Raw genomic sequence first — 20,685 nt, 5'->3', positions numbered from 1 at the left:
TGGGGATCATCGATCTCCCGACCGTCCACATCGAAGTACCGAGCGCTCGCTCCCGGCCTTCGTCGTTCATGGTCACCACGCGGCAGACCGTGGCCATCGTCCGGTTCCTCTGCCGACGTCCCCCGGCCGCACCTGCCGCCGGTTCTCCTCCGGATCGCCCCAGCCGCGAGTCCACCGACCGGATCGCCTCAACGCCACCGGAGCGGACAACCTCGTAGTGAAGCTCTGCGCGCTCGTGGACGCCGCGTCGTGTGGCGCGGCCCACCGGCCGGGACTCGATCGGCGGTACGAGGCACTTGAGGAGACAGCGCGCCCTCCTCAGGCGCCTGCCGGACGTGAAGGTTGAAGCTCGACGACGCGGACTCCCGCGTCGGCAACGGCACGAAGTGCTGCTCCACTGGTGGCTCGCGCTCACAGTGGCGGCCGTCGGCCGCGTCCAGGACGCGTGCGCCTTCCTCAGGTGCGAGGACCGACACGCGCCGCACCCGGGCTCCGCCACCGACACCGGCCGAGCAGTGCGGCCGAGCGCTGCATGGCAACCCGAGCCGGACCTTCCAGGGATGGCAACGTTCGAATCACCGAGCTGGAGCTTGACGCTTCTCCCCAGTCGTCCCGTCCAAGACCCGGACGGCACCGTCACGCGCTTCAGCCAGGAGACGCTCCGGCATCCGGACCATCACCCCGAGCTCGTCTCCGACCGACGTCACCGCTCACCGGCACGGTCGAGATCAACCTTGCTCGTCTCGACCACACCCTCAGCGATCCGCGGACGCCGCCAGGAGCGCGCGACCGGACCGGACACCGCCCGCCACCACGCCTCCCCCGGCAGCTCCCCCGCCGGCTCGAACGGCTCGCCCGGCCGCGGGAACGCCACCGCCTGCCCGGCCTCCTCGGCCGCGTCCTTCGTCCACTCCCCCGGCTCCGCCCACGGATGCGGAGCCAGGTTGAAGGTGCCCCAGTGGATCGGCAGCAGGGCACCGCCCGGGCTGCCTCCCTGGAGGTCGAGGTGGGCGCGTACGCCCTCCTCGGGAGTCATGTGGATGTCCGGCCAGAACTCGGCGTACGCCCCGAGCTGGATCATCGTGGCGTCGAACGGGCCGTGGGCGGCGCCGATGTCCCGGAAGCCGTCGAAGTAGCCGGTGTCGCCGCTGTGGAAGACGCGGTGCTCCTCACCGGCGACGACCCAGGACGCCCAGAGCGTGTGCTGGGTGCTGCGCAGTCCGCGCCCGCAGAAGTGCCGGGCCGGGGTGGCCGTGAGGGTGAGGCCGCCGACGCGCGTCGACTCGTGCCAGTCCAGTTCGCGCAGCCGGTCGGTGCCGACGCCCCAGCGTTCGAGGTGGGCGCCGACCCCGAGGGGCACGGCGAACAGGGTGTCCGTGCCGGCCAGCGCCACGATCGTGGACATGTCCAGGTGGTCGTAGTGGTCGTGGGAGATGACGACGACGTCGACCGGGCCCAGGGCGGCCAGGGGCACCGGGGCCGGATGCAGCCGCTTGGGGCCGGCGAAGGGGAACGGGGAGCAGCGCTCGCCCCACACGGGGTCGAAGAGCACCCGCTGTCCGTCGATCTCGGCGAGCACGCTGGAGTGGCCCATCCAGGTGACCCGCAGTCCGGTGGCGGGCGGGCGGGCGAGGTCGGCGAGGGTGGTGGCGTGCACGGGGACCGTGCCCCGCGGCGCACGGCGCAGCTTCGCCTCCCGGTCGAAGTAGATCTTGGCGAAGTCGCGGGCCGATCCGGAGGGCCGGGTCCGGGCGGGGCCCCCGGGGTTCTGGAAGACACCGTCACCGAAGTGCGGCGATCTGCGGATACGCGCCATGCGCTCACCGCTCGGGTCCGCGCCGAAGGCCGCGGGCCGCGGCACGCCCGGCCCGGGACTCGGGAAACGGAAACCGGCCACGGTACCTCCAGGTGGAGTAGGTCAGGCTCTCATTGTCGTCTCGTCCGACGTCACTCGAACGCCCGATGTCACATCCGAGTTCCCGCGGCCCGTCGTACCGGTGAGGGCGCCCCCGGCCGGAGCGCCCGGCACGCAACGGCACGACCGACGGACAGGAAGGTGGCCCTCATGGCCCGCGTATCCCTCACCCCGCCCCGGACGCTCCTCCTCCGCGTCATGGAGTGGTACTCCCGGCGCACCTACGGCAAGGTCCTCGACCCCGGCAAGGCGCTCGCCCACAACCCGCGCGTGCTCTGGGGCGACCTGCGGTTCGAGCAGTCCGTGGCCAAATGGAACAGGCTGGACTCCGACCTGAAGGCACTCGCCGTGATGGCCTCGGCGGCCTCGATCGGCTGCTCCTGGTGCATGGACTTCGGCTACTGGGAGAACGCCGAGCGCGGCATGGACCGGCGCAAGCTCCATGACGTGCCGGTGTGGCGGGAGAGCGAGGTCTACACGCCGCTGGAGAGGGACGTCATGGAGTACGCGGAGGCGGTGACGGCGACCCCGCCCACCGTCGGCGACGACCTCGCCGAGCGGCTGCGGACCCGGCTCGGAGAGCCCGCGTTCGTGGAGCTGACGGCCATGATCGCCGTCGAGAACCTGCGGTCCCGTATGAACGCGGCGCTCGACCTCACCAGCCAGAGCTTCAAGGACTCCTGCGACCTGTCCGACGCCGGGCGCACGGGCGCGGTCACCGCCACGACGGACTGAGCCGGCGGGGCCGCAAGCGGCCGTCGCCGCACGTCGGGGCGCCTGTATAGGGTGACGCGCGTGGGGAGAGTCCGGTTGAGTGTGGCGGAGCGCCGCGAGGAGCTGCTGCGCGCGACCGTCGAGCAGATATCGGCGCGGGGCGTGGCGGCGCTGCGGATCGCCGACGTGGCCGCCGCGCTCGGTGTCAGCAACGCACTGGTGCTCTACCACTTCTCCACGAAGGAGAGGCTGGTCGCCGCCGCGTTCACCTACGCCGCCGAGGACGACCTCGCCCGTCTGCGCAAGCTGCTCGGCCGCCGCACCTCGGCGCTGCGCCGGCTGCGGTCGGCCGTGCGGTGGTACGCCCCGACCGGGCAGGCCAAGGGGTGGCGGCTGTGGATCGAGGGCTGGGCGGTGGCGCTGCGCGAGCCCGCGCTGCGGGAGGTCACCCGGGAACTGGACCGCCAGTGGAAGGCGGCGATCGCCGAGGTCATCGCCGAGGGCGTGGCCGCCGGGGAGTTCCGGTGCCCGGAGCCCGACGGCGCCGCCCTGCGTCTGACGGCGCTGCTCGACGGTCTTGCCGTACAACTGACGTCGTACGGCGGCGCGGTCTCGCGGGCCCGGGCGCAGGAGTGGACGGACGAGGCACTCGCCCGGGAACTGGGCCTGGAGCGGGAGGCGTTGACGACGCCGCGCCACTGGACCGCGCCGCCCGAGGCCGACACCGCTCCCACCGCCTCCACCGGCGCCCCGTACCCGCGCCCCGCCGTCAGGCCACCGCCGAGATCCGCGTCTTGATGTCGTCCGGCGACAGGGTCCCCTTGGCCGTCACGTGGTCCCCCGACGACTGACCGCGCAGCCGGCGTCCGATCCACGGCACCAGGTACTCGCGTGCCCAGTGCACGTCGTCCCGCCGGACGTCCAGGGTGCCGCGGGGCGGCAGCAGCGGCCAGGGCTGGTCCGGGTCGGCCGGGACCCGCAGGCCGAGTACCTGGCCCGCGCGCAGCGCCACCCGCGTGTGCCCCTCGGGCGACAGGTGCAGCCGGTCGGCGTCCCACGCCCTGCGGTCCTGGACGCTCCGGAGCGACCACAGGTCGAGCACGGGGCAGCCGTAGCGGTCGGCGATGGCACGGACGTGCCCGTTGTACGTGGCGATCTTGCCGCGCAGATGCTTGAGGACAGGCACCCCGCGGGTGTCGAAGCCGGTCGTCACCAGGACGGTGCCGGCCGCCGCGCTCAGCGCCGCCACCGCTCGCTCGAACCGCTCCGCCACCTCGTCGGGATCGGTGCCGGGCCGGATGATGTCGTTGCCGCCCGCCGCGAAGGAGACCAGGTCCGGCGCGAGTCCGGCGACTCGCGGGATCTGCTCCGCCACGATCTGGTCGAGCAGCCTGCCGCGCACGGCGAGGTTCGTGTACGCGAAGTCGCCCTCGGGGCGCCGGTCCGCGAGCAGGACGGCGAACCGGTCCGCCCAGCCGACGAACGCCCCGTCGGGGCCGGGGTCGCCGACGCCCTCGGTGAAGCTGTCCCCCACAGCCACGTACGACCCGATCACTTCTCTGCTGTCACTCTTCGAATCGTCTGCCACGTCGGCCCATGATTCACCTTGGATTGTGACCTACGCGACCGTAGAAAGGGTTGACGGGCGGTGAGAAAGACCACGCCTAAAGTGTTCACCAATTCAGGAATACACCGAAGGCCGGACCCGGGGATCGGGGTCCGGCCTTCGGAGGCGCGGAGGCTGCGCCTAAAGCGCCGTCGGAGAGATCGGAGGGATCAGAGAGAGACGCCGTGCGAGCGCAGGTACGAGATCGGGTCGACGTCCGAACCGTAGTCCGGCGTGGTGCGGATCTCGAAGTGCAGGTGCGGACCGGTCACGTTGCCGGTCGCACCCGAGAGACCGACCTGCTGACCCGCCGTCACCGACTGGCCGGCGGAGACGGAGAGCGAGGACAGGTGGGCGTACTGGGCGTAGTGGCCGTCGGCGAGCTGGATGACGACCTGGTTGCCGTAGGCACCGCCCCAGCCGGCGGAGACGACCGTGCCCGCGCCGACGGCCTTGAGCGAGGTGCCGGTCGGGACGACGAAGTCGGTGCCGGTGTGGTAGCCGCTGGACCACATGCTGCCGGTCTGGTGGTACGGGGTGCCGACGCTGCCGCCGGGCACGGGCGAGGTGAAGCCGCTGGTGGTCCCGGCGGACTGGGCGCTGGTGTCGGAGGAGTCCGAGGAGGTCTTCGCGGCGTCCGACGACTTCTCGGCCGACTCGGACTTCTCGGAGGACGGCTTCTGCGGCGCGGCGGGCTTCTCGGCCGCCGGCTTCTCGGACCCGGTGGAGGAGGACGGGGCGGACGACTTGGCGGCCCGCTCGCCGACCGAGAGCTTCAGGCCGGGGTGGATCATCGACGGGTCCGCGCCGACGGCCTCGCGGTTGTCCGAGTACAGCTTCTTCCAGCCACCGTCGACGTCCTGCTCGTCGGCGATCTTCGAGAGGTAGTCACCGCTCTTCACGGTGTACGTCCGCGAGTCCGAGTTCTTCTCGGCGCCGCTGCCGGCGGCCTGCTTCGCGGCCGTCGGTATGGACCGCACGGCCTGCTCGGAAACGGACTGCGCGGGAGCGGCCTGGGCGGTGGCGGCGCCCATCAGCGGGAGCGCGAGCGCCGCGCCACCGGTTCCGGCGACGGCGATGGTGCGGGTCAGGCGCATGGCCCTGGTACGGCGGTGCTTACCCTTCGCGGGCATGTCGTTTTCCTCTCCGGCGCCTGCGAGGTGAGCTGTCGGGTGCGAGCTGGAGATGCCCGGCCGCGCCGAGGCGCGGCTTAACCCCAAGCCGTTCCGGGAACCGGAACAGGCAGTTGTACCTGTGGGTCCCCCGCTCCTGCCGTGTACGGGTGGTGGATGAGTGCGGGCTCCGGGCGGCGGCAGGATTAGGCGTCCGTCCGGATCGGTGGTGAACGTAAGGGACCAGGACGCGCGGGGACAAGCGAGGGGTTCCATCGCCAGGTGTTCCGATTGATCCTTTACGGGAATTACCGGTCACCCTCCGTCGATTACCGGAGTGCCCTTTCGCGTAAAGAGCCTTGAAAACCGGCTGAATTGCATGCACATGACGGGCAACGCACCGTCACGGATATGACGCTGCTCACCCGCCACCCCTTCATCCTCTTCCATTCCAGCGCCAGTTGGGACTAAGGGACCAATTCGTACGGAACGCCCAGATGTGGCGTAGTCGGACGACCGGGACTCCGGCATCCCGGGGCGGTGCCGTATCGTCGAGTGGTGCCCGTCGGCGAGCAGCGTCGGCGGGGCTTGGTGGGAGGAGCCCCCGTGACGCAGCAGGTCCCGTCGACCGAACCCGAGCTGACCGGTGTGCGCAACTTCCGGGACGTGGGCGGACTGCCGACCGTGGACGGGCGGCGGGTGCGGCAGGGGGTGCTGTTCCGCAGCGGCCACCTCGCGCACGCCACCGGAGAGGACGCCGCGCTGCTGGCCTCGCTGGGCCTGCACACGATCTTCGACTTCCGCAACGCGGCCGACCAGAAGCTCGACGGCCCGGACGTCGAGCTTCCCGGCGTGCGGAACGTGAACCTGCCGCTGAGCGATCCTGCCGACGGTGCCGAGTTCTGGAAGATGGTCCGCGACGGCGACCTCGACCAGCTCCGCGAGATCCTGGCGGACGGCAGGGGTGCGAACCGGATGATCGACTCCTACCGCGCGATCATCAAGGACCGCACGGCCGAGCACTCCCGGGTGCTGCACGCGCTCGCCCAGGACAGCGTCCCCGCCCTGATGCACTGCGCCGCCGGCAAGGACCGCGCGGGCCTGTCGATCGCGATCACCCTGCTCGCCCTGGGCGTCGAGCGTGAGGCCGTCGTCGAGGACTACCTGAAGTCCAACGCCACGCACCGCCGGTACAAGGTGCGCCGCAGCAGCACCGCCGCCTCGGCCTACTCCCCCGAGGTCATGGAGCTGCTCAGCCCCCTCTTCGACGCGCGCGCCGAGTATCTGGCGGCGGCCTTCGAGACCGTCGAGGAGACCTGGGGCGGGGTCGACACCTACCTGGAGAAGGGCCTGCGGATCACTCCCGAGACCCGGGAGCGGCTGCGCGAGCGGATGCTGGACTGAGCCGTCGGCCCACTGAGGCACCGGCTCACTGACTCACCGGCCCGCTGACGCACCGGCTCACTGGCTGTTGGCGCCCACCTCGAAGAGCAGGTAGATGAAGGCCGCGAGGACGTGCCCCACGACGAGGTAGATGAAGAGCCGTACCCACAGGGCACGCGGGAACTTCTCCTGAAGGTTCATGGCGTCTCTCCAAGGGTGGGGTGGACCGGTCCGGGCATGGGGTGGACCGGCGTGGCCGCCGGTCCCAGGCACAGTGCCGCCGTCGGGCTCTGCAACAGGGTGTGGACGAAGAGGAGCTCGACACCGTCGGCGTCCTGGGCGGCGATCCGGTGCGGGGTCAGCGAGTCGAAGTGCGCGCTGTCGCCCGGGCCGAGCCGGTGCACCGTGTCCCCGAGACGCAGCCGCAGCCGGCCCCGCAGGACGTGCAGCCACTCCTCGCCGGGGTGCACCCGCACGATGTCGCCCTGTGAGCCGTGCGGCACATGGACGCGCAGGGCCTGCATGGCACGGCCGGCCCCGCCGGCCTGCCAGTAGGTCCAGCCGCCCGCGAACGTCGGCTCCATGGCGTCGGCGCGTACTACGGCATCCCGCTCCGCGGCCGTCTCGCCGAGCAGCTCCGAGACGGTCGTACCGTAGACACGGGCGAGGGAGAGCAGCATCGGCAGCGAGGGCTGGCGCTGCCCGGTCTCCAGACGGGAGAGGTGGGCGGGCGACAGCCCGGCGGCACGGGCCGCCGCCTCCAGGGTGAGGGCGGCCCTGCGCCGCAGGGCACGCAGCCGCGGTGCCACGACGGACACCGCGTCCGGCGGAGGCGGTTCGGGCTCGGGGGTGGTCATGCCTCTCATTCAGCCCGAAAATTGCCCGACAGGCAATTTCTTTGCCTCTGAGGCAAACATCGGAGCGAGGGCGCCCTCGCTGATCGTCAGCGGTTGGCCACCGCCTGCCTGACCAGGGTCTTGCCGAAGTCCCACATCAGGCCGCCGCCGTCATGGGCGTCGTCCATCACCTCGGTGAAGGCGTCGACGAACCGGTCCGCGTCCCCCGCGTCGATGATCAGCGGCGGGATCAGTTTGATCACCTCCAGGTGGTCGCCGGACACCTGTGTCAGGATCCGGTGCCGTTGCAGCAGTGGCACCACCACCATCTGCGCGAACAGCCCCTTCCGCGCGGCCTGCAGCATCGTCCAGCGGCTGCGCAGCTTCAGCGATCTCGGCCGCCCGAACTCGATGCCGATCATCAGCCCTCGCCCCCGGACCTCGGCGAGCAGCTCGTAGCGGTCCACCAGCTCCGTCAGCCGGGACTTCAGCCGCTCACCCACCGCGGCCGCGTTCGCCACGATCTCCTCGTTCTCCATCACCGAGAGCACCGCGAGCCCGGCCGCCATGGCCTGCGCGTTGGACCCGAAGCTCGCCGAGTGGACCTGCACCCGGTCCATCGAGGAGAACACCTTCCTGAAGATCCACTCCTTGCCCAGCGTGGCCCCCACCGGCACATAGCCGCCGGACAGCGCCTTGGCCACGCACACCAGGTCGGGCTCGACGCCCTCCTCGTGCTGGAAGGCGTAGAACTTCCCGGTCCGGCCGAGACCCGTCTGCACCTCGTCGGCGATCAGCAGTGCCTTGTGCCGGCGCAGCAGTTCCTGCGCGCCGCGCAGATAGCCGGGCGGGGGCTCGTGCACGCCCTTGCCCTGGACCGGCTCCACGATCAGCGCGGCCACGTCGCCCCGCTTCAGCTCCCGCGCCAGGGCTGCCAGATCGCCGAGCGGGACGGCGGTGTCGGGCAGCAGCGGGGCGAAGCCGTCGCGGAAACCGTCCTCGCCGTTGACGGACAGCGAGCCGGTGGTCAGCCCGTGGAAGGCGTGCGCGCAGTACAGGATCCTCGGCCTGCCGGTCGCGTACCGGGCGAACTTCAGCGCTGTCTCGACCGCCTCCGTGCCGCTGTTGCCGAAGAAGACCCGGTCCAGGTGCGGACTGTAGGAGAGCAGCTTCTCGGCCAGCAGCCCGGGCAGCGGCGGACAGTCGAAGCGGGTGAGGTCGGCCAGCGAGGCGTCGAGGACGTCGTGCAGTGCCTTGCGTACGACGGGGTGGTGGCGCCCCAGGCCCATCACCGCGAACCCGGCGAGCATGTCCAGGTAGTCGTTGCCGTCCGCGTCCCAGAAGTGCGCGCCCTCGGCCCGCTCGTAGACCTTGTCGAAGCCGATGGTGCGCAGCATGCGCGGCAACTGGTGGTTGAGGTGCCTGGCGTGCAGCTCGTACCGCTCGGCTCCGCGCTCGGCCAAGAGGGCGGCGAGGTCGAACTCCTTGGTCATTCAGCTCTCTCCTTGCACTGGCGTGACGGGCCGTCGTCCGTGCCTGTCTGCTCTCCGGCCTGTGCTGCGGCCTGTGCTCCGACGGCCAGGCTCGCGCTGATCCGGCCGGCGATCTCGACGGGGGTGAGTCCGATGTCGGCGAGCACCTCGGCGCGCTTGGCGTGCGCGAGGAACTGCTCGGGAATGCCGAACCGGCGTACGGGTACGTCGACCTCGGCGTCGCCCAGCGCCAGTGCCACCGCCGAACCGACGCCGGCCGCACGGATGTTGTCCTCCACGACGGCCACCAGGCGATGCCGCGCGGCCAGCGGCGCGAGCGCCGGGTCGACGGGTTTGACCCAGCGCGGGTCGACGACGGTGCATGCGGTGCCGCGGGCCTCGAGCAGCTCGGCGGCGCGGAGGCAGACGGGCGCCATCACGCCGACGGCCACGAGCAGCACCTCGGGCCGGCCGGCGGCGTGCAGGACGTCCATGCCGCCGATCCGGTCCACGGCCGGTACGGCCGGCCCGACGGACTCCTTCGGGAAGCGCACCAGCGTCGGCGCGTCGTCGACGGCGACCGCCTCGCGCAGCTGGGCGCGCAACTGGCCGGCGTCGCGCGGCGCGGCGATGCGCAGACCCGGGACGACCTGGAGGACGGACATGTCCCACATGCCGTTGTGCGAGGGCCCGTCGGCGCCGGTGACGCCTGCCCGGTCCAGCACGAAGGTGACCCCGCAACGGTGCAGGGCCACGTCCATCAGGAGCTGGTCGAAGGCACGGTTGAGGAAGGTGGCGTAGACGGCGACGACCGGGTGGAGGCCGCCGGTGGCGAGACCGGCCGCGGACACCGCGGCGTGCTGCTCGGCGATGCCGACGTCCCAGACCCGGCCGGGGAACCGCTCGGCGAAGGCGCCGAGCCCGACCGGGTGCAGCATGGCCGCGGTGATCGCCACGACGTCGTCGCGCTCCTCGCCGATCCGGACGATCTCCTCGCCGAACACGGAGGTCCACGACGGCGCGCTGGACGGACTGAGCGGCGCGCAGGTGAGCGGGTCCATCGCGCCGACCGTGTGGAAGTGGTCCGCCTCGTCCCGCAGGGCCGGTTCGTAGCCGCGGCCCTTCTCCGTGAGGCAGTGCACCAGTACGGGGCCGTGGAAGCGTTTCGCACGCCGCAGCGCCGACTCGACGGCCCCGATGTCGTGCCCGTCGATCGGGCCTACGTACTTCAGCCCCAGGTCCTCGAAGAGTCCCTGCGGGGCGAAGGCGTCCTTGAAGCCCTTCTTCGCGCCGTGCAGGGCCTCGTACAGGGTGTCGCCGACCACGGGTGTGCGCTGGAGCACGTCCTTGCCCCAGGCCAGCATCCGCTCGTAGGCGTCGGTCGTACGGAGGGTCGCGAGGTGGTTGGCGAGGCCGCCGATGGTCGGCGCGTACGAGCGTTCGTTGTCGTTGACGACGATGATCAGCGGCCGGTCGCTGGCCGCCGCGATGTTGTTCAGGGCCTCCCAGGCCATGCCGCCGGTGAGCGCGCCGTCGCCGATGACGGCCACGACGTGGCCCCGCTCCCCCCGCACCCGACGGGCCTTGGCGAGACCGTCGGCCCAGCCGAGCACGGTGGAGGCGTGGCTGTTCTCGATGACGTCGTGCTCGGACTCCTCGCGCGACGGGTAGCCGGACAGCCCGCCCTTGCCGCGCAGCTTGGAGAAGTCCTGACGTCCGGTCAGCAGCTTGTGCACGTAGCTCTGATGGCCGGTGTCCCACAGGATGCGGTCGGCCGGTGACTCGAAGACCCGGTGCAGGGCGACGGTCAGTTCCACCACGCCCAGGTTGGGTCCCAGGTGTCCGCCGGTACGGGCGACCGCGTGCACCAGGAAGTCACGTATCTCGCCGGACAGTTCGCCGAGTTCCGCCTCGGACAGCGCCTTCAGGTCGCGTGGTCCCCGGATGCTCTCCAGAATCGTCACGCTCGGGCCCCCTTCGGTCCGTGCTGTTCAGCTCACGGTGACGGCCGGCTCCCCCGACGCGCCGTCCTTCTCCATCTGCTCGGCGATCTTCATCGCCTCTTCGATCAGCGTCTCGACGATCTTCGACTCGGGGACGGTCCTGACGACCTCGCCCTTGACGAAGATCTGGCCCTTGCCGTTGCCCGAGGCGACGCCGAGGTCGGCCTCGCGGGCCTCGCCGGGGCCATTGACCACACAGCCCATGACGGCGACGCGCAACGGCACCTCCATACCCTCCAGACCTGCCGTGACCTCGTCGGCCAGCTTGTAGACGTCGACCTGGGCGCGGCCGCAGGACGGGCAGGAGACGATCTCCAGCCGGCGTTCCCTGAGCCCCAGCGACTGGAGGATCTGGGTACCGACCTTGATCTCCTCGACCGGCGGGGCCGACAGGGAGACGCGGATGGTGTCGCCGATGCCCTGGGAGAGCAGCGCGCCGAAGGCGACGGCCGACTTGATGGTGCCCTGGAAGGCGGGGCCGGCCTCGGTGACGCCGAGGTGCAGCGGGTAGTCGCACTGGGCGGCGAGCTGGCGGTAGGCCTCGACCATGACGACCGGGTCGTTGTGCTTGACGGAGATCTTGATGTCCCGGAAGTCGTGCTCCTCGAAGAGGGACGCCTCCCACAGAGCGGACTCCGCCAGCGCCTCGGGGGTCGCCCTGCCGTACTTCCGCAGCAGGCGGCGGTCCAGCGAGCCGGCGTTGACGCCGATGCGGATCGGGGTGCCGTGGTCGCGGGCCGCCTTGGCGATCTCCTTGACCTTGTCGTCGAACTGCTTGATGTTGCCCGGGTTGACGCGGACCGCCGCGCAGCCCGCCTCGATCGCGGCGAAGACGTACTTCGGCTGGAAGTGGATGTCGGCGATCACCGGGATCTGCGACTTCTTCGCGATCACGGCCAGCGCGTCCGCGTCGTCCTGGGTGGGACAGGCCACCCGGACGATCTGACAGCCCGACGCCGTCAGCTCGGCGATCTGCTGGAGCGTCGCACCGATGTCCGACGTACGGGTCGTGGTCATGGACTGCACCGACACGGGGGCCCCGCCCCCGACGGCCACCGGCCCGACCTGGATCCGCCGCGACGCGCGCCGCTCGGCGATCGGCCGGACCGGTACCTCGGGAACGCCCAGGGAGATGGCGGTCATGCCGTCAGTCCCGGTTCCCGGAGACCGTCTCCCGCATGGCACGCAGGGACTCCTTGAGCGAGCCCATGGTGGCCAGGACCGCGGTGGGCTCGTAACCGCAGTGCGCCATGCAGTTGGCGCAGCGCGGATCCTTGCCGCGGCCGTACTTGTCCCAGTCGGTGTCCTCGATCAGCTCCCGGTACGTCGGGACGTACCCGTCGCTCATCAGGTAGCAGGGGCGCTGCCAGCCGAAGAGGGAGTAGTTCGGGATCGCCCACGCGGTGCACGGGAAGTCGACCTTGCCCTCGAGGAAGTCGAGGAACAGCGGGGAGTGGTTGAGCCGCCAGCGGGCCCGGTTGCCGCCCGAGAAGGCCTTCTTGAACAGCTCTCGGGTCTGCTCCACGCCCAGGAAGTGCTCCTGGTCGGGCGCCTTCTCGTAGGCGTAGGCGGGCGAGATCATCATCTCGTCGACCTTGAGGTCGTCGTTGAGGAAGTTGAGGACCTCGACGATGGTCTGCGGGGTGTCGGTGTTGAAGAAGGTCGAGTTGGTGGTCACCCGGAAACCGCGCCGCTTGGCCTCCTTGATGGCCTCCACGGCCTCGTCGAACACGCCCTCCTTCGCCACGGACTCGTCGTGCCGCTCCCGCAGCCCGTCGATGTGCACCGCGAACGCGAAGTAGGGGGAGGGCGTGAACTTGTCCATCTTCTTGCGCATGAGCAGGGCGTTGGTGCACAGGAAGACGTACTTCCGCTTGGCCACCAACTGGCGGGTGATCTCGTCGATCTGCGGGTGCATCAGCGGCTCGCCGCCGGCGATGGAGACCATCGGCGCTCCCGATTCGAGCACCGCGCCCACCGCCTGCGCGACCGGCATGCGCTGCTTGAGCACCCCGGCCGGGTGCTGGATCTTGCCGCACCCCTCGCACGCCAGGTTGCAGGCGAAGAGCGGCTCCAGCTCCACGATGAGGGGGAACTTGTCCCGTCGGCGGATCTTCTGTTCGGCCAGGTATGTAGCGACCTTGATGGACTGGCGCAGCGGCATGGCCATCTGGGCTCACCTCCGGGGGAGCGGCAAAGAACGGTGCCATTCGAAGAATGCGGGAAGAACGGATCGAAGGACGCGGAATGCCGATATTCCACCGCGCACCGTGCCGATCCGGACCAGCTCGTGCTCTGGAGCGTCCACGACCACCCGCACGGCCGCAACCGGGCGCGCGCCCGTCCGGACGGCGCTCAGGAGCGTGGCCGCGGACTCCATGTCGACGGCGATCGCGCCGGTCGCCAGCAGATCGGCGCGTTCGGGACCGCGGACGACGTGGTCCGAGCCGGTCAGCGGCCCGGTGTGGACGGTGCGCCCGGGGGCGGCTCGCGCGAGTTCCTTGACGAGCCGGTCCGTCCCGACGCAGCTGACGGTGGAGCGCGGGTCCCGGGTCTCCTCGGCGACGACCAGGTCGCCGGGGTGCATGCCTGGGGCGAGTCCCGCGCAGAAGCCCGTGGCCAGCACGGCGGCCTCGCCGAGCGCCGGGTCGGCCAGGACCCGGCTGACCGAGCGCTCGGCCGCCTTCGGGCCCATGCCCGTACGCAGGACGGTGACCGGCCCGCCTGCGCAGCCGCGGTCGCCGGTGCGCAGGGCGAGGTGCTCGATGCCGAGCGCGCAGGCGATCAGCAGCGGGGACGGGCCGGGCTGTCGGGTCATCAGCTGCCCTTCACCTCGGCCGTGGACGCGTCGGCCGGCGACGGCTCGGCGAGGGCGGTGCCGGTGGCGGTGGCCTGCCCCGCGCGCGGCTTCTTGGCGAAGGGCTCTCCGTGGACGTACCTCCCGAGCGCGGTGAGCGGGAAGACCTGCCGGTAGAGGTGGTAGTTGATGGAGAAGTCCCAGGGGAAGCCGGTGCCGGTGAAGTAGGGCTCGTCCCAGGAGCCGTCCTCCCGCTGGGTGGCGGCGAGCCACGCGACGCCGCGTTCGACGGCCTTGGACTCCCGCTCCCCCGCCGCCAGCAGGGCCATCAGCGCCCAGGCGGTCTGCGAGGCGGTCGAGGCGCCCCGGCCGCTCCACGTCCTGGCGTCGTCGTAGGACCGCAGGTCCTCGCCCCAGCCGCCGTCGTCGTTCTGGACGGACTCCAGCCAGGTCACCGCGCGGCGGACGGCCGGGTGCGAGGTGGGGAGTCCGGCGGTGGTCAGGGCGGGTACGACGGATCCGGTGCCGTAGACGTAGTTGACGCCCCAGCGGCCGAACCAGGAGCCGTCCGGCTCCTGTTGGGCGAGCAGCCACTGGATGCCGCGCCGGGTGCGGGGGTCGTGGGTGAGGCCCTCGACGGCGAGGCTCTCGACGACGTGCGCGGTGACGTCCGCCGACGGCGGGTCGATGACCTCACCGAAGTCGCAGAAGGGCAGCCGGTTGGGGAAGGGGCTGGTGTTGTCGACGTCGAACGCGCCCCAGGCACCGTTCTTCGACTGCATGCCGAGGTTCCAGCGCACGCCGCGGCCGATCGCCTTCTCCACCCGTTCCGGGTCGTGGTGTCTGACCCGGCGCAGGGCCAGGACCACCTCGGCGGTGTCGTCGATGTCGGGGTAGTTGTCGTTGTGGAACTCGAACGCCCAGCCGCCGGGCGGGAGTCCGGGCCGCTTCACCGACCAGTCGCCGGGGCGCACGATCTGCTCACCGAGCATCCAGTCCGCGGCCTTCACCAGCTGCGGATGGTCCTCGGGCACCCCGGCGTCGGCCAGCGCGATGGTGGCCAGGCAGGTGTCCCACACCGGGGACTGGCAGGCCTCGATCATCCGGGCGCCGTCCTCGCGCCACACGGCGAACCGGTCCAGCGACTCCAGGCCCGCGCGCATCACGGGGTGTTCGAGGTCGTAGCCGAGCAGGTACAGCGCGATGACGGAGTACACGGCCGGCGGCTGGATGCCGCCCCAGCAGCCGTCGTTCTCCTGCCGTTCGATGATCCAGCGGGCGGCGGTGTTCATCGCGGCCCGCCGCAGCCGGCGCGGGGCGACCCTGCGGTAGGCGTGCAGTGCCTTGTCGAGGCGCTGGAAGGTCCCGTCCCAGCTCGCCGCCGGTGCCAGGGGCCGCGCGGGGTTGGGGAGGGCTGGATCGGTGTGCAGTTCGTCGAGCGGGAAGGGCGCGGGGCGTACCGGCCGCTTCGCGGAGACGATGGTCAGGGGGACGATGGTCTGCCGGGCCCAGCAGCCGAAGTCGTAGATGTTGAGCGGCACCCAGGTGGGGAAGTAGATGAGCTCCGGCGGGAGTTCGGGCAGGTCGTCCCACTTCCACCAGCCGAACAGGGCGAGCCAGATCCGGGTGAAGACCCGCGCCGCGGCGATGCCGCCCCGGGCCCGGATCCATTCCGACGCCCTGGCCATGTGCGGGGCGTGGGGCTCGTCGCCGGCCAGGCGGAGGGCGACGTAGGCCTCGATGGTGGCGGACAGGTCGCCGGGGCCGCCGTAGAAGGTGGCCCAGGTGCCGTCCTCGCGCTGCTCGCCGCGGATGAACAGGGCGGCGGCCCGCGTGGTCTCGTCGTCACCGATGCCCAGGAACTGGCGGAGGAGCAGGTCCTCGGCGTCCATCGTGACGTTCGTCTCGAGGTCGCCCTTCCACCAGCCCTGGGCGTCCTGCCGGGAGAGCAGGAAGTCCGTGGCGCGCCGGGTGGCGCGTGCGGCGGCTTCTGGTACCCCGGCCGCCGTCGCGGGGATCGTGATGTCGGTTTCGCTGGCCGCGGCTGCGAGGGGCTTCAGGGTGGCCCCGGTGCTTCCGTCGGTCGTCGCTGTCATGGCTTCCCCTTCGTGCAGTAACAGTGGTGCTTCTGCTGTGGGTCCGCCGTCGGCCGGTGCTCGTCTTCCCGCGACACCGGCCGGCGACTACGCGAGGGCTATTCGACCGATAGTGATCATCTCTTTCGTACGACGACGAAGTCCGCGAGCGCCGTGAAACGGTCCCGCACCCGGTCGGGCATGTCGACGGTGTCGAGGGCTTCGATGGCGATGGTGTGCTGACGGCGCGCCTCGTCGGCCGTCCACTCCCGGCCGCCCGCCTCTTCGATGAGGGCGGCGCGGGCCGCGAACTCCTCCTCGGAGAAGTTCGCGAAGTCGCTGGTCCTGGCGTCGGCGGCGAGGATCTCGCCGAGCCGCTCGGAGGCGGGACCGCCCGCCGCGAGGGCGGCCACGACCGGGAGGGACTTCTTGCGCTGGCGCAGGTCGCTCCAGGTCTGCTTGCCGGTGGAGTCCGGGTCGCCCCAGATGCCGAGGAGGTCGTCGACGGCCTGGAAGGCCAGGCCCAGGTGGTAGCCGTACTTCTCCAGCGAGTCGGCGGTCCGCTCGTCGGCGCCGCCGAGCACGGCCCCGATGGAGCTGGCGGTGGCGATCAGGGCGCCGGTCTTGTTGCCCTCCATCTCCAGGCACTCCTCGACGCTGACGCGGTCGCGGTGCTCGTAGGAGATGTCCTGCGCCTGACCGTCGATCAGGGACCGGCTGGCCTTGGTCAGCCGACGGGTGGCGCGGCCGGCCTCGACGGTGCCCAGCTCCAGCAGTATCTCGTTGGCCAGGGCGAACAGGGCGTCGCCGACCAGGATGGCCTGGGCGGGGCCGTGCACCTTCCAGACGGTGTCGCGGTGGCGGCGCTGCTCGTCGCCGTCCATCAGGTCGTCGTGCAGGAGGGAGAAGTTGTGCACCAGTTCCACGGCCACCGCGCCGGGTACGCCGACCTCGGGCGCGGCACCGGTGACCTCGGCGGAGAGCACCGCGAGCGCGGGACGGACGGCCTTGCCGCCGTCGCCGTCGGCGGGCCTGCCCTGGGCGTCGATCCAGCCGAAGTGGTACGCGGCGACGGTGTCCATGGGAGGTGCCAGGCGGTCGACGGCCGCCCGCAGGACCGGCGTGGCCAGGGTCCGGCCGCGCTCCAGAAGCGCGGTCACGTCCACCGTGGTCCTCGGAGCGGCCTTCGGGGCCGGGGGCACAGTGGGCACAGTCATTCCTCCAGTTGCGGTGCCGGGAGTGCGGGCGTCGGTCCCTCGCGGGGCGGCCTTCACGCGGCCTCCTCCAGGAAATCGGGGAGGAGGCCGCGGGACAGGCCCAGGGTGCCGAGGGCGGCGCCCGCCGCCGAGACACCGCTGCGAACCGCACTCTCCATGGTCGCGGGCCACCCGGTGGCGGTCCACGCTCCGGCCAGACAGAGGCCGGGTGCCTTGGTGCGGGCGCCGGGCCGGAGCCGTCCGACGCCGGGGGCGGGAGCGAACGTCGCGGTGCGCTCCCTGGTCACGAAGAAGTCCTTCACCTCGGCGTCCCGGGTGCGCGGCAGCAGCCGCTCCAGTTCGGGCAGGTACCGCTCGCGCAAGGTGGCCACGGGCTCGTCGATCTCGTTCTGCGCGGTCGACTGCGACAGTGCCAGGTACTGTCCCTCCTTCAGTCCGGAGGCCTCGGTACGGTCGAACACCCACTGCACCGGAGTGCCGAGAGCCGTCAGGAACGGCGTGGCGAGCACCTTGCGGTCGTAGATCACGTGGACGTTGAGGATCGGCGCGGTGTCGATCTCCAGGAGGTTCTCGGGGGCGTCGAGGGCGCCCGCGGGCAGCAGGTCGTGCGTCTCGCGCTGCGGTACGGCGAGGACGACCGCGTCCGCGTCGAGCGTCTCACCGGGGACCTGGACGCTCCAGCCGCCGTTCCCGTCCGCGCGGACGGAGGTGACGCGGGTACGGACCTCGGTGCGGACGCCCGCGGCGTCGAGCGCCTTGCGGGCCAGCCGGTCGTGCAGTTCCCCCAGTGGGACGCGGGCCCAGCCGATGTCGGCCGCGCCGGGCTCGGAGAGCAGGCCGGTCTTGAACACCATCGCGGCGAGCCCCAGGGAGGCGTCGCCCGCGACCGCGTTGAGGGTGGCGACCCCGACCAGGTCCCACAGGGCCTCGATGGCGCGTGCCGACTGACCGTGCGCCGCCAGCCAGCTGCCGAAGTCCTGGGTGTCCAGAGCCGGGTCGGCGGGGTCCAGCCCCTTGAGGGCGAGCGCGGCACGCCCGACACTCGCGCGCTCGGCGAGCGAGAGATGCGGGTACGTGGCCAGGCTCCGCCCCAGATGCAGGGGCACGGGCAGCGCGTCGCGCCGCAGCCTGCCGAGCCTTCGTCCCTCGGGCCGGGCCAGATCGACGACGGGAACGTCGAGACGTTCCTGCACCGGGGCGAGCGCCGCTCCCCCGATCCGGTCGAGGAACCAGCGGTAGGCGGTGCAGCAGCGCAGGTACACGTGCTGGCCGTTGTCGACGGTGAGGTCGCCGCGCTGGAAGGAGAAGGCGAGCCCGCCCAGACGCGGACGTCCTTCGAGCAGGGTGACACGCACCCCGGCGTCGGCGAGCGCGAGCGCGGCGGTGACACCGGCGAGTCCGCCGCCGACCACGACGGCGTGTCCGCCGGGGCGGAGGGCGGAGACGTCCGCGAGCTGCCCGCCGTCACGCGTGCCGTTGCCGTCCGTCATGGTGCGCCTTTCCCTGTCCGGTCGCCGCGGTGCTTGAACGGCGTACGGCCGACCGTCTCAGTCAGGGACGCCGACCGCCACCGGAGGGTTGCCCGCCGTTCGTGGCCACAGGCTTCGCCTGGTACCGGAGTGTCGAGTGTGCCGGGTGTGTCCATCAGACGCGCCTCCTGACGGCCCGCCGGGTGACATGCCGGGCGTCGAGCCCGGACAGTCCGCGCACGGCGACGTACGCCTTCTCGCGTCCGGGGAGGGAGACCCGGCCGCGCAGCACGGCCTCGGGGTCGCGCTCGATGCGGTCCAGAAGGCGGCGGTAGATGCCGGCCATGGCGGCCACGCAGGCGCCGCTGCGCCGGTCGAGCAGGGGCAGCAGCCGGTAGCCCTCGGCGAAAAGGGCGCGGGCCCTGCGCACTTCGAAGTGCACGAGGCCCGCGAAGTCGGAGCCCTCGGGTGGTGTCGGCCCGCTGAACCCGGCCGAGCAGCCGAACTTGGCGAGGTCGTCGGCGGGCAGATAGGTCCGCCCGCCCTCGGCGTCCTCACGGACGTCGCGCAGGATGTTGGTGAGCTGGAGTGCGAGCCCGAGCGTGTCGGCGTACTCGGGCGCGCGCTCGGCGCCGCGCGCCCCCGGCTCCGTACCGAACACGCCGAGCGAGAGGCGTCCGATGGCGCCCGCCACACAACGGCAGTAGACCTTGAGGTCGTCCCAGGTCTCGTAGGTCTCGCCGCGCAGGTCCATCTGGACGCCGTCGATCAGTTCGTCGAGGCCGCCGAGCGGGATCGGGAACCGCCGGGCGGCATGGGCGAGGGCGACGGCGACCGGGTCGGTGTCGTCCTCGTCGACCGCGCCCTCGTGGATACGGGCGAGCACCGCCCGGGTCTCCTCGAGCCTGGTGACCTTGACGTCGTCGGCCAGCGCCCCGTCGCCGATGTCGTCGACCCGGCGCGAGAACGCGTACAGCGCCGACATCGCCCGGCGCTTGGGCGTCGGCAGGAGCCGGATGCCGTAGGCGAAGTTGCGGGCCTGCTGTCCGGTCACGGCCTCGCAGTAGCTGTAGGCGGCGAGTACCGGTGCCGACGCGTGCTCTGACGGCTCCACGGTCCCGATCACCCCTCTCCTCGCAGGGTCACGCCCACCTCGCGCAGCAACTGGGCCTTGCTGGGCTTGGGCGGGCCGGGAAGTACGTCGTGATCGGCGGCGGCGATCGCCCGGACGGCCGCCCTGCCGCCCGCCACGAACCCCGCGAGCAGCAGACGCAGCCTGCCGTGGACGCTACCCACCAGGGGTGCGCCCTCACTCATCAGGTCGCGGGCGCGCCCGGCCTCGTAGGCGATCAGGGCGCGCACCGAGGCGTTCGCGGTGGGCGCGGCGAGGTCCGTCTCCTGGACGTGGAAGCGTTTCATGTCCTCGGCGGGCAGGTAGATGCGGTCCCGGCTCAGGTCCTCGGCGACGTCCTGGAGGTGCTCGACGATCTGCAGCGCGGTGCAGATGGCGTCGGAGCGGCGGATCCGCTCGGGCGTCGAGGTGCCGGTGACGGCGAGGACGAGCCGGCCGACCGGGTTGGCGGACAGCTCGCAGTAGGCGAGGAGGTCGTCGTAGGTCTCGTACCGCGCGACCAGCTGGTCCTGTCGGTTGGCGGCGATCAGGCCGAGGAAGGGCCCGGGGGTGAGCGAGCGGCGGCGCACGGTCGGCGCCAGGCGGCGCAGCAGCGGGTGGCGGGGGGTGCCGTCGAAGACCCTGCGCAGGTCCTCCTCGAAGGCGTCCAGCATCAGCACCCGGTCGTCGGCCCGGTCGGCGGGGACGCCGAGGAGGCGGGCGTCGGCACCGCCGGGGGCCAGGTCGCCGTCGCCGATGTCGTCGACGAGGCGGGCGAAGCCGTAGACGGCCATGAGGTCGGTGCGCCAGGCGCGGGGGAGGAAGAAGGGGGCGACGGGGAAGTTCTCGTCCGCGGCCTTGGCGAGGGTGGCGCGCTCCGGGTCGACGGCGTGCGCCGTGCCGCTCACCGTCATCGCGGGCTGCCCTGGGCGGGGACGGCGCACGCTTCGCGGAGGTGGGGAGTTTCCGTAGCCA

The 20,685-nt window shown here is 71.8% G+C and carries 19 protein-coding genes and 1 riboswitch; of the genes, 3 read left to right on the top strand and 16 right to left on the bottom strand.

Features of this window, described 5'->3' with window-relative positions; translation table 11 throughout:
• Window positions 1-703: 703 nt before the first annotated feature.
• Window positions 704-1,897, bottom strand: coding sequence for an MBL fold metallo-hydrolase (locus ACH4NX_RS18875; RefSeq protein ID WP_398128095.1), 1,194 nt, complete (start codon window positions 1,895-1,897; stop codon window positions 704-706).
• Between the two features lie 168 nt (window positions 1,898-2,065).
• Between ACH4NX_RS18875 and ACH4NX_RS18870 the strand changes: the two genes are divergently transcribed.
• Entirely contained in the window at window positions 2,066-2,650 is a 585-nt protein-coding gene (locus ACH4NX_RS18870) for a carboxymuconolactone decarboxylase family protein (RefSeq protein ID WP_398128094.1), read from the top strand.
• Window positions 2,651-2,710: 60 nt separating this feature from the next.
• On the top strand, window positions 2,711-3,427 hold the full coding sequence (locus ACH4NX_RS18865; RefSeq protein ID WP_351395414.1) for a TetR/AcrR family transcriptional regulator: 717 nt from the start codon (window positions 2,711-2,713) through the stop codon (window positions 3,425-3,427).
• Here the strand turns inward: ACH4NX_RS18865 and ACH4NX_RS18860 are convergent.
• The gene (locus ACH4NX_RS18860; RefSeq protein ID WP_398128103.1) at window positions 3,399-4,184 is read right to left on the bottom strand and encodes an SGNH/GDSL hydrolase family protein; all 786 of its coding nucleotides are present in this window, start codon (window positions 4,182-4,184) and stop codon (window positions 3,399-3,401) included. The two genes, ACH4NX_RS18865 and ACH4NX_RS18860, sit on opposite strands and share 29 nt — an antisense overlap.
• A gap of 221 nt (window positions 4,185-4,405) precedes the next feature.
• The gene (locus ACH4NX_RS18855) at window positions 4,406-5,368 is read right to left on the bottom strand and encodes a LysM peptidoglycan-binding domain-containing M23 family metallopeptidase (RefSeq protein WP_351395417.1); all 963 of its coding nucleotides are present in this window, start codon (window positions 5,366-5,368) and stop codon (window positions 4,406-4,408) included.
• A gap of 4 nt (window positions 5,369-5,372) precedes the next feature.
• A riboswitch (cyclic di-AMP (ydaO/yuaA leader) is annotated at window positions 5,373-5,530 on the bottom strand.
• 423 nt (window positions 5,531-5,953) lie between these two features.
• On the opposite strand from ACH4NX_RS18855, the gene ACH4NX_RS18850 reads away from it, so the two are divergent.
• On the top strand, window positions 5,954-6,751 hold the full coding sequence (locus ACH4NX_RS18850) for a tyrosine-protein phosphatase (RefSeq protein ID WP_351395420.1): 798 nt from the start codon (window positions 5,954-5,956) through the stop codon (window positions 6,749-6,751).
• Window positions 6,752-6,808: 57 nt separating this feature from the next.
• Here ACH4NX_RS18850 and ACH4NX_RS18845 read toward each other — a convergent pair whose 3' ends face one another.
• From ACH4NX_RS18845 to hpnC, 13 genes are all read right to left on the bottom strand, one after another.
• Window positions 6,809-6,931 carry a DUF6126 family protein gene (locus ACH4NX_RS18845; RefSeq protein WP_351395423.1) on the bottom strand — a complete coding sequence of 41 codons (123 nt, stop codon included), beginning with the start codon at window positions 6,929-6,931 and terminating at the stop codon, window positions 6,809-6,811.
• Window positions 6,928-7,587: a helix-turn-helix domain-containing protein gene (locus ACH4NX_RS18840; protein WP_398128093.1), complete on the bottom strand. Its 660-nt coding sequence runs from the start codon at window positions 7,585-7,587 to the stop codon at window positions 6,928-6,930. Before ACH4NX_RS18840 ends, ACH4NX_RS18845 begins: the two co-directional genes overlap by 4 nt.
• An 86-nt stretch (window positions 7,588-7,673) precedes the next feature.
• Window positions 7,674-9,059, bottom strand: a complete 1,386-nt coding sequence (locus tag ACH4NX_RS18835) for an aspartate aminotransferase family protein (protein WP_398128092.1) — start codon at window positions 9,057-9,059, stop codon at window positions 7,674-7,676.
• A complete protein-coding gene (gene dxs, locus ACH4NX_RS18830; RefSeq protein WP_398128091.1) occupies window positions 9,056-11,002 on the bottom strand; it encodes a 1-deoxy-D-xylulose-5-phosphate synthase in 1,947 nt (648 codons plus the stop codon). The genes ACH4NX_RS18835 and dxs overlap by 4 nt, the downstream gene beginning before the upstream one ends.
• Window positions 11,003-11,029: 27 nt before the next feature.
• Window positions 11,030-12,184, bottom strand: a complete 1,155-nt coding sequence (ispG, locus tag ACH4NX_RS18825; protein ID WP_398128090.1) for a flavodoxin-dependent (E)-4-hydroxy-3-methylbut-2-enyl-diphosphate synthase — start codon at window positions 12,182-12,184, stop codon at window positions 11,030-11,032.
• Window positions 12,185-12,188: 4 nt separating this feature from the next.
• Window positions 12,189-13,211 (bottom strand): adenosyl-hopene transferase HpnH, encoded by a 1,023-nt coding sequence (gene hpnH, locus ACH4NX_RS18820; protein ID WP_351395438.1) that lies wholly within the window; start codon window positions 13,209-13,211, stop codon window positions 12,189-12,191.
• 6 nt (window positions 13,212-13,217) lie between these two features.
• Complete coding sequence (locus tag ACH4NX_RS18815) at window positions 13,218-13,859, bottom strand: 1-hydroxy-2-methyl-2-butenyl 4-diphosphate reductase (protein ID WP_351395441.1); 642 nt, start codon at window positions 13,857-13,859, stop codon at window positions 13,218-13,220.
• The gene (shc, locus tag ACH4NX_RS18810) at window positions 13,859-15,934 is read right to left on the bottom strand and encodes a squalene--hopene cyclase (RefSeq protein ID WP_351395444.1); all 2,076 of its coding nucleotides are present in this window, start codon (window positions 15,932-15,934) and stop codon (window positions 13,859-13,861) included. The genes ACH4NX_RS18815 and shc overlap by 1 nt, the downstream gene beginning before the upstream one ends.
• 116 nt (window positions 15,935-16,050) lie before the next feature.
• Window positions 16,051-17,115: a polyprenyl synthetase family protein gene (locus ACH4NX_RS18805; RefSeq protein WP_351395735.1), complete on the bottom strand. Its 1,065-nt coding sequence runs from the start codon at window positions 17,113-17,115 to the stop codon at window positions 16,051-16,053.
• Window positions 17,116-17,183: 68 nt separating this feature from the next.
• Window positions 17,184-18,620 carry a hydroxysqualene dehydroxylase HpnE gene (gene hpnE, locus ACH4NX_RS18800; RefSeq protein ID WP_351395447.1) on the bottom strand — a complete coding sequence of 479 codons (1,437 nt, stop codon included), beginning with the start codon at window positions 18,618-18,620 and terminating at the stop codon, window positions 17,184-17,186.
• Window positions 18,617-18,775, bottom strand: coding sequence for a DUF6380 family protein (locus ACH4NX_RS18795; RefSeq protein WP_398128089.1), 159 nt, complete (start codon window positions 18,773-18,775; stop codon window positions 18,617-18,619). Before ACH4NX_RS18795 ends, hpnE begins: the two co-directional genes overlap by 4 nt.
• Entirely contained in the window at window positions 18,775-19,725 is a 951-nt protein-coding gene (gene hpnD / locus ACH4NX_RS18790; protein ID WP_398128088.1) for a presqualene diphosphate synthase HpnD, read from the bottom strand. The genes ACH4NX_RS18795 and hpnD overlap by 1 nt, the downstream gene beginning before the upstream one ends.
• Window positions 19,722-20,624: a squalene synthase HpnC gene (gene hpnC, locus ACH4NX_RS18785; protein ID WP_398128087.1), complete on the bottom strand. Its 903-nt coding sequence runs from the start codon at window positions 20,622-20,624 to the stop codon at window positions 19,722-19,724. Before hpnC ends, hpnD begins: the two co-directional genes overlap by 4 nt.
• Between the last annotated feature and the right edge of the window lie 61 nt (window positions 20,625-20,685).

It is taken from the genome of Streptomyces sp. NPDC017225 (assembly GCF_044331465.1).
GTDB lineage: Bacteria > Actinomycetota > Actinomycetes > Streptomycetales > Streptomycetaceae > Streptomyces.
The sequence above is the reverse complement of the archived record's forward strand: the minus strand, read 5'-3'. Positions and strand labels throughout refer to the sequence as shown.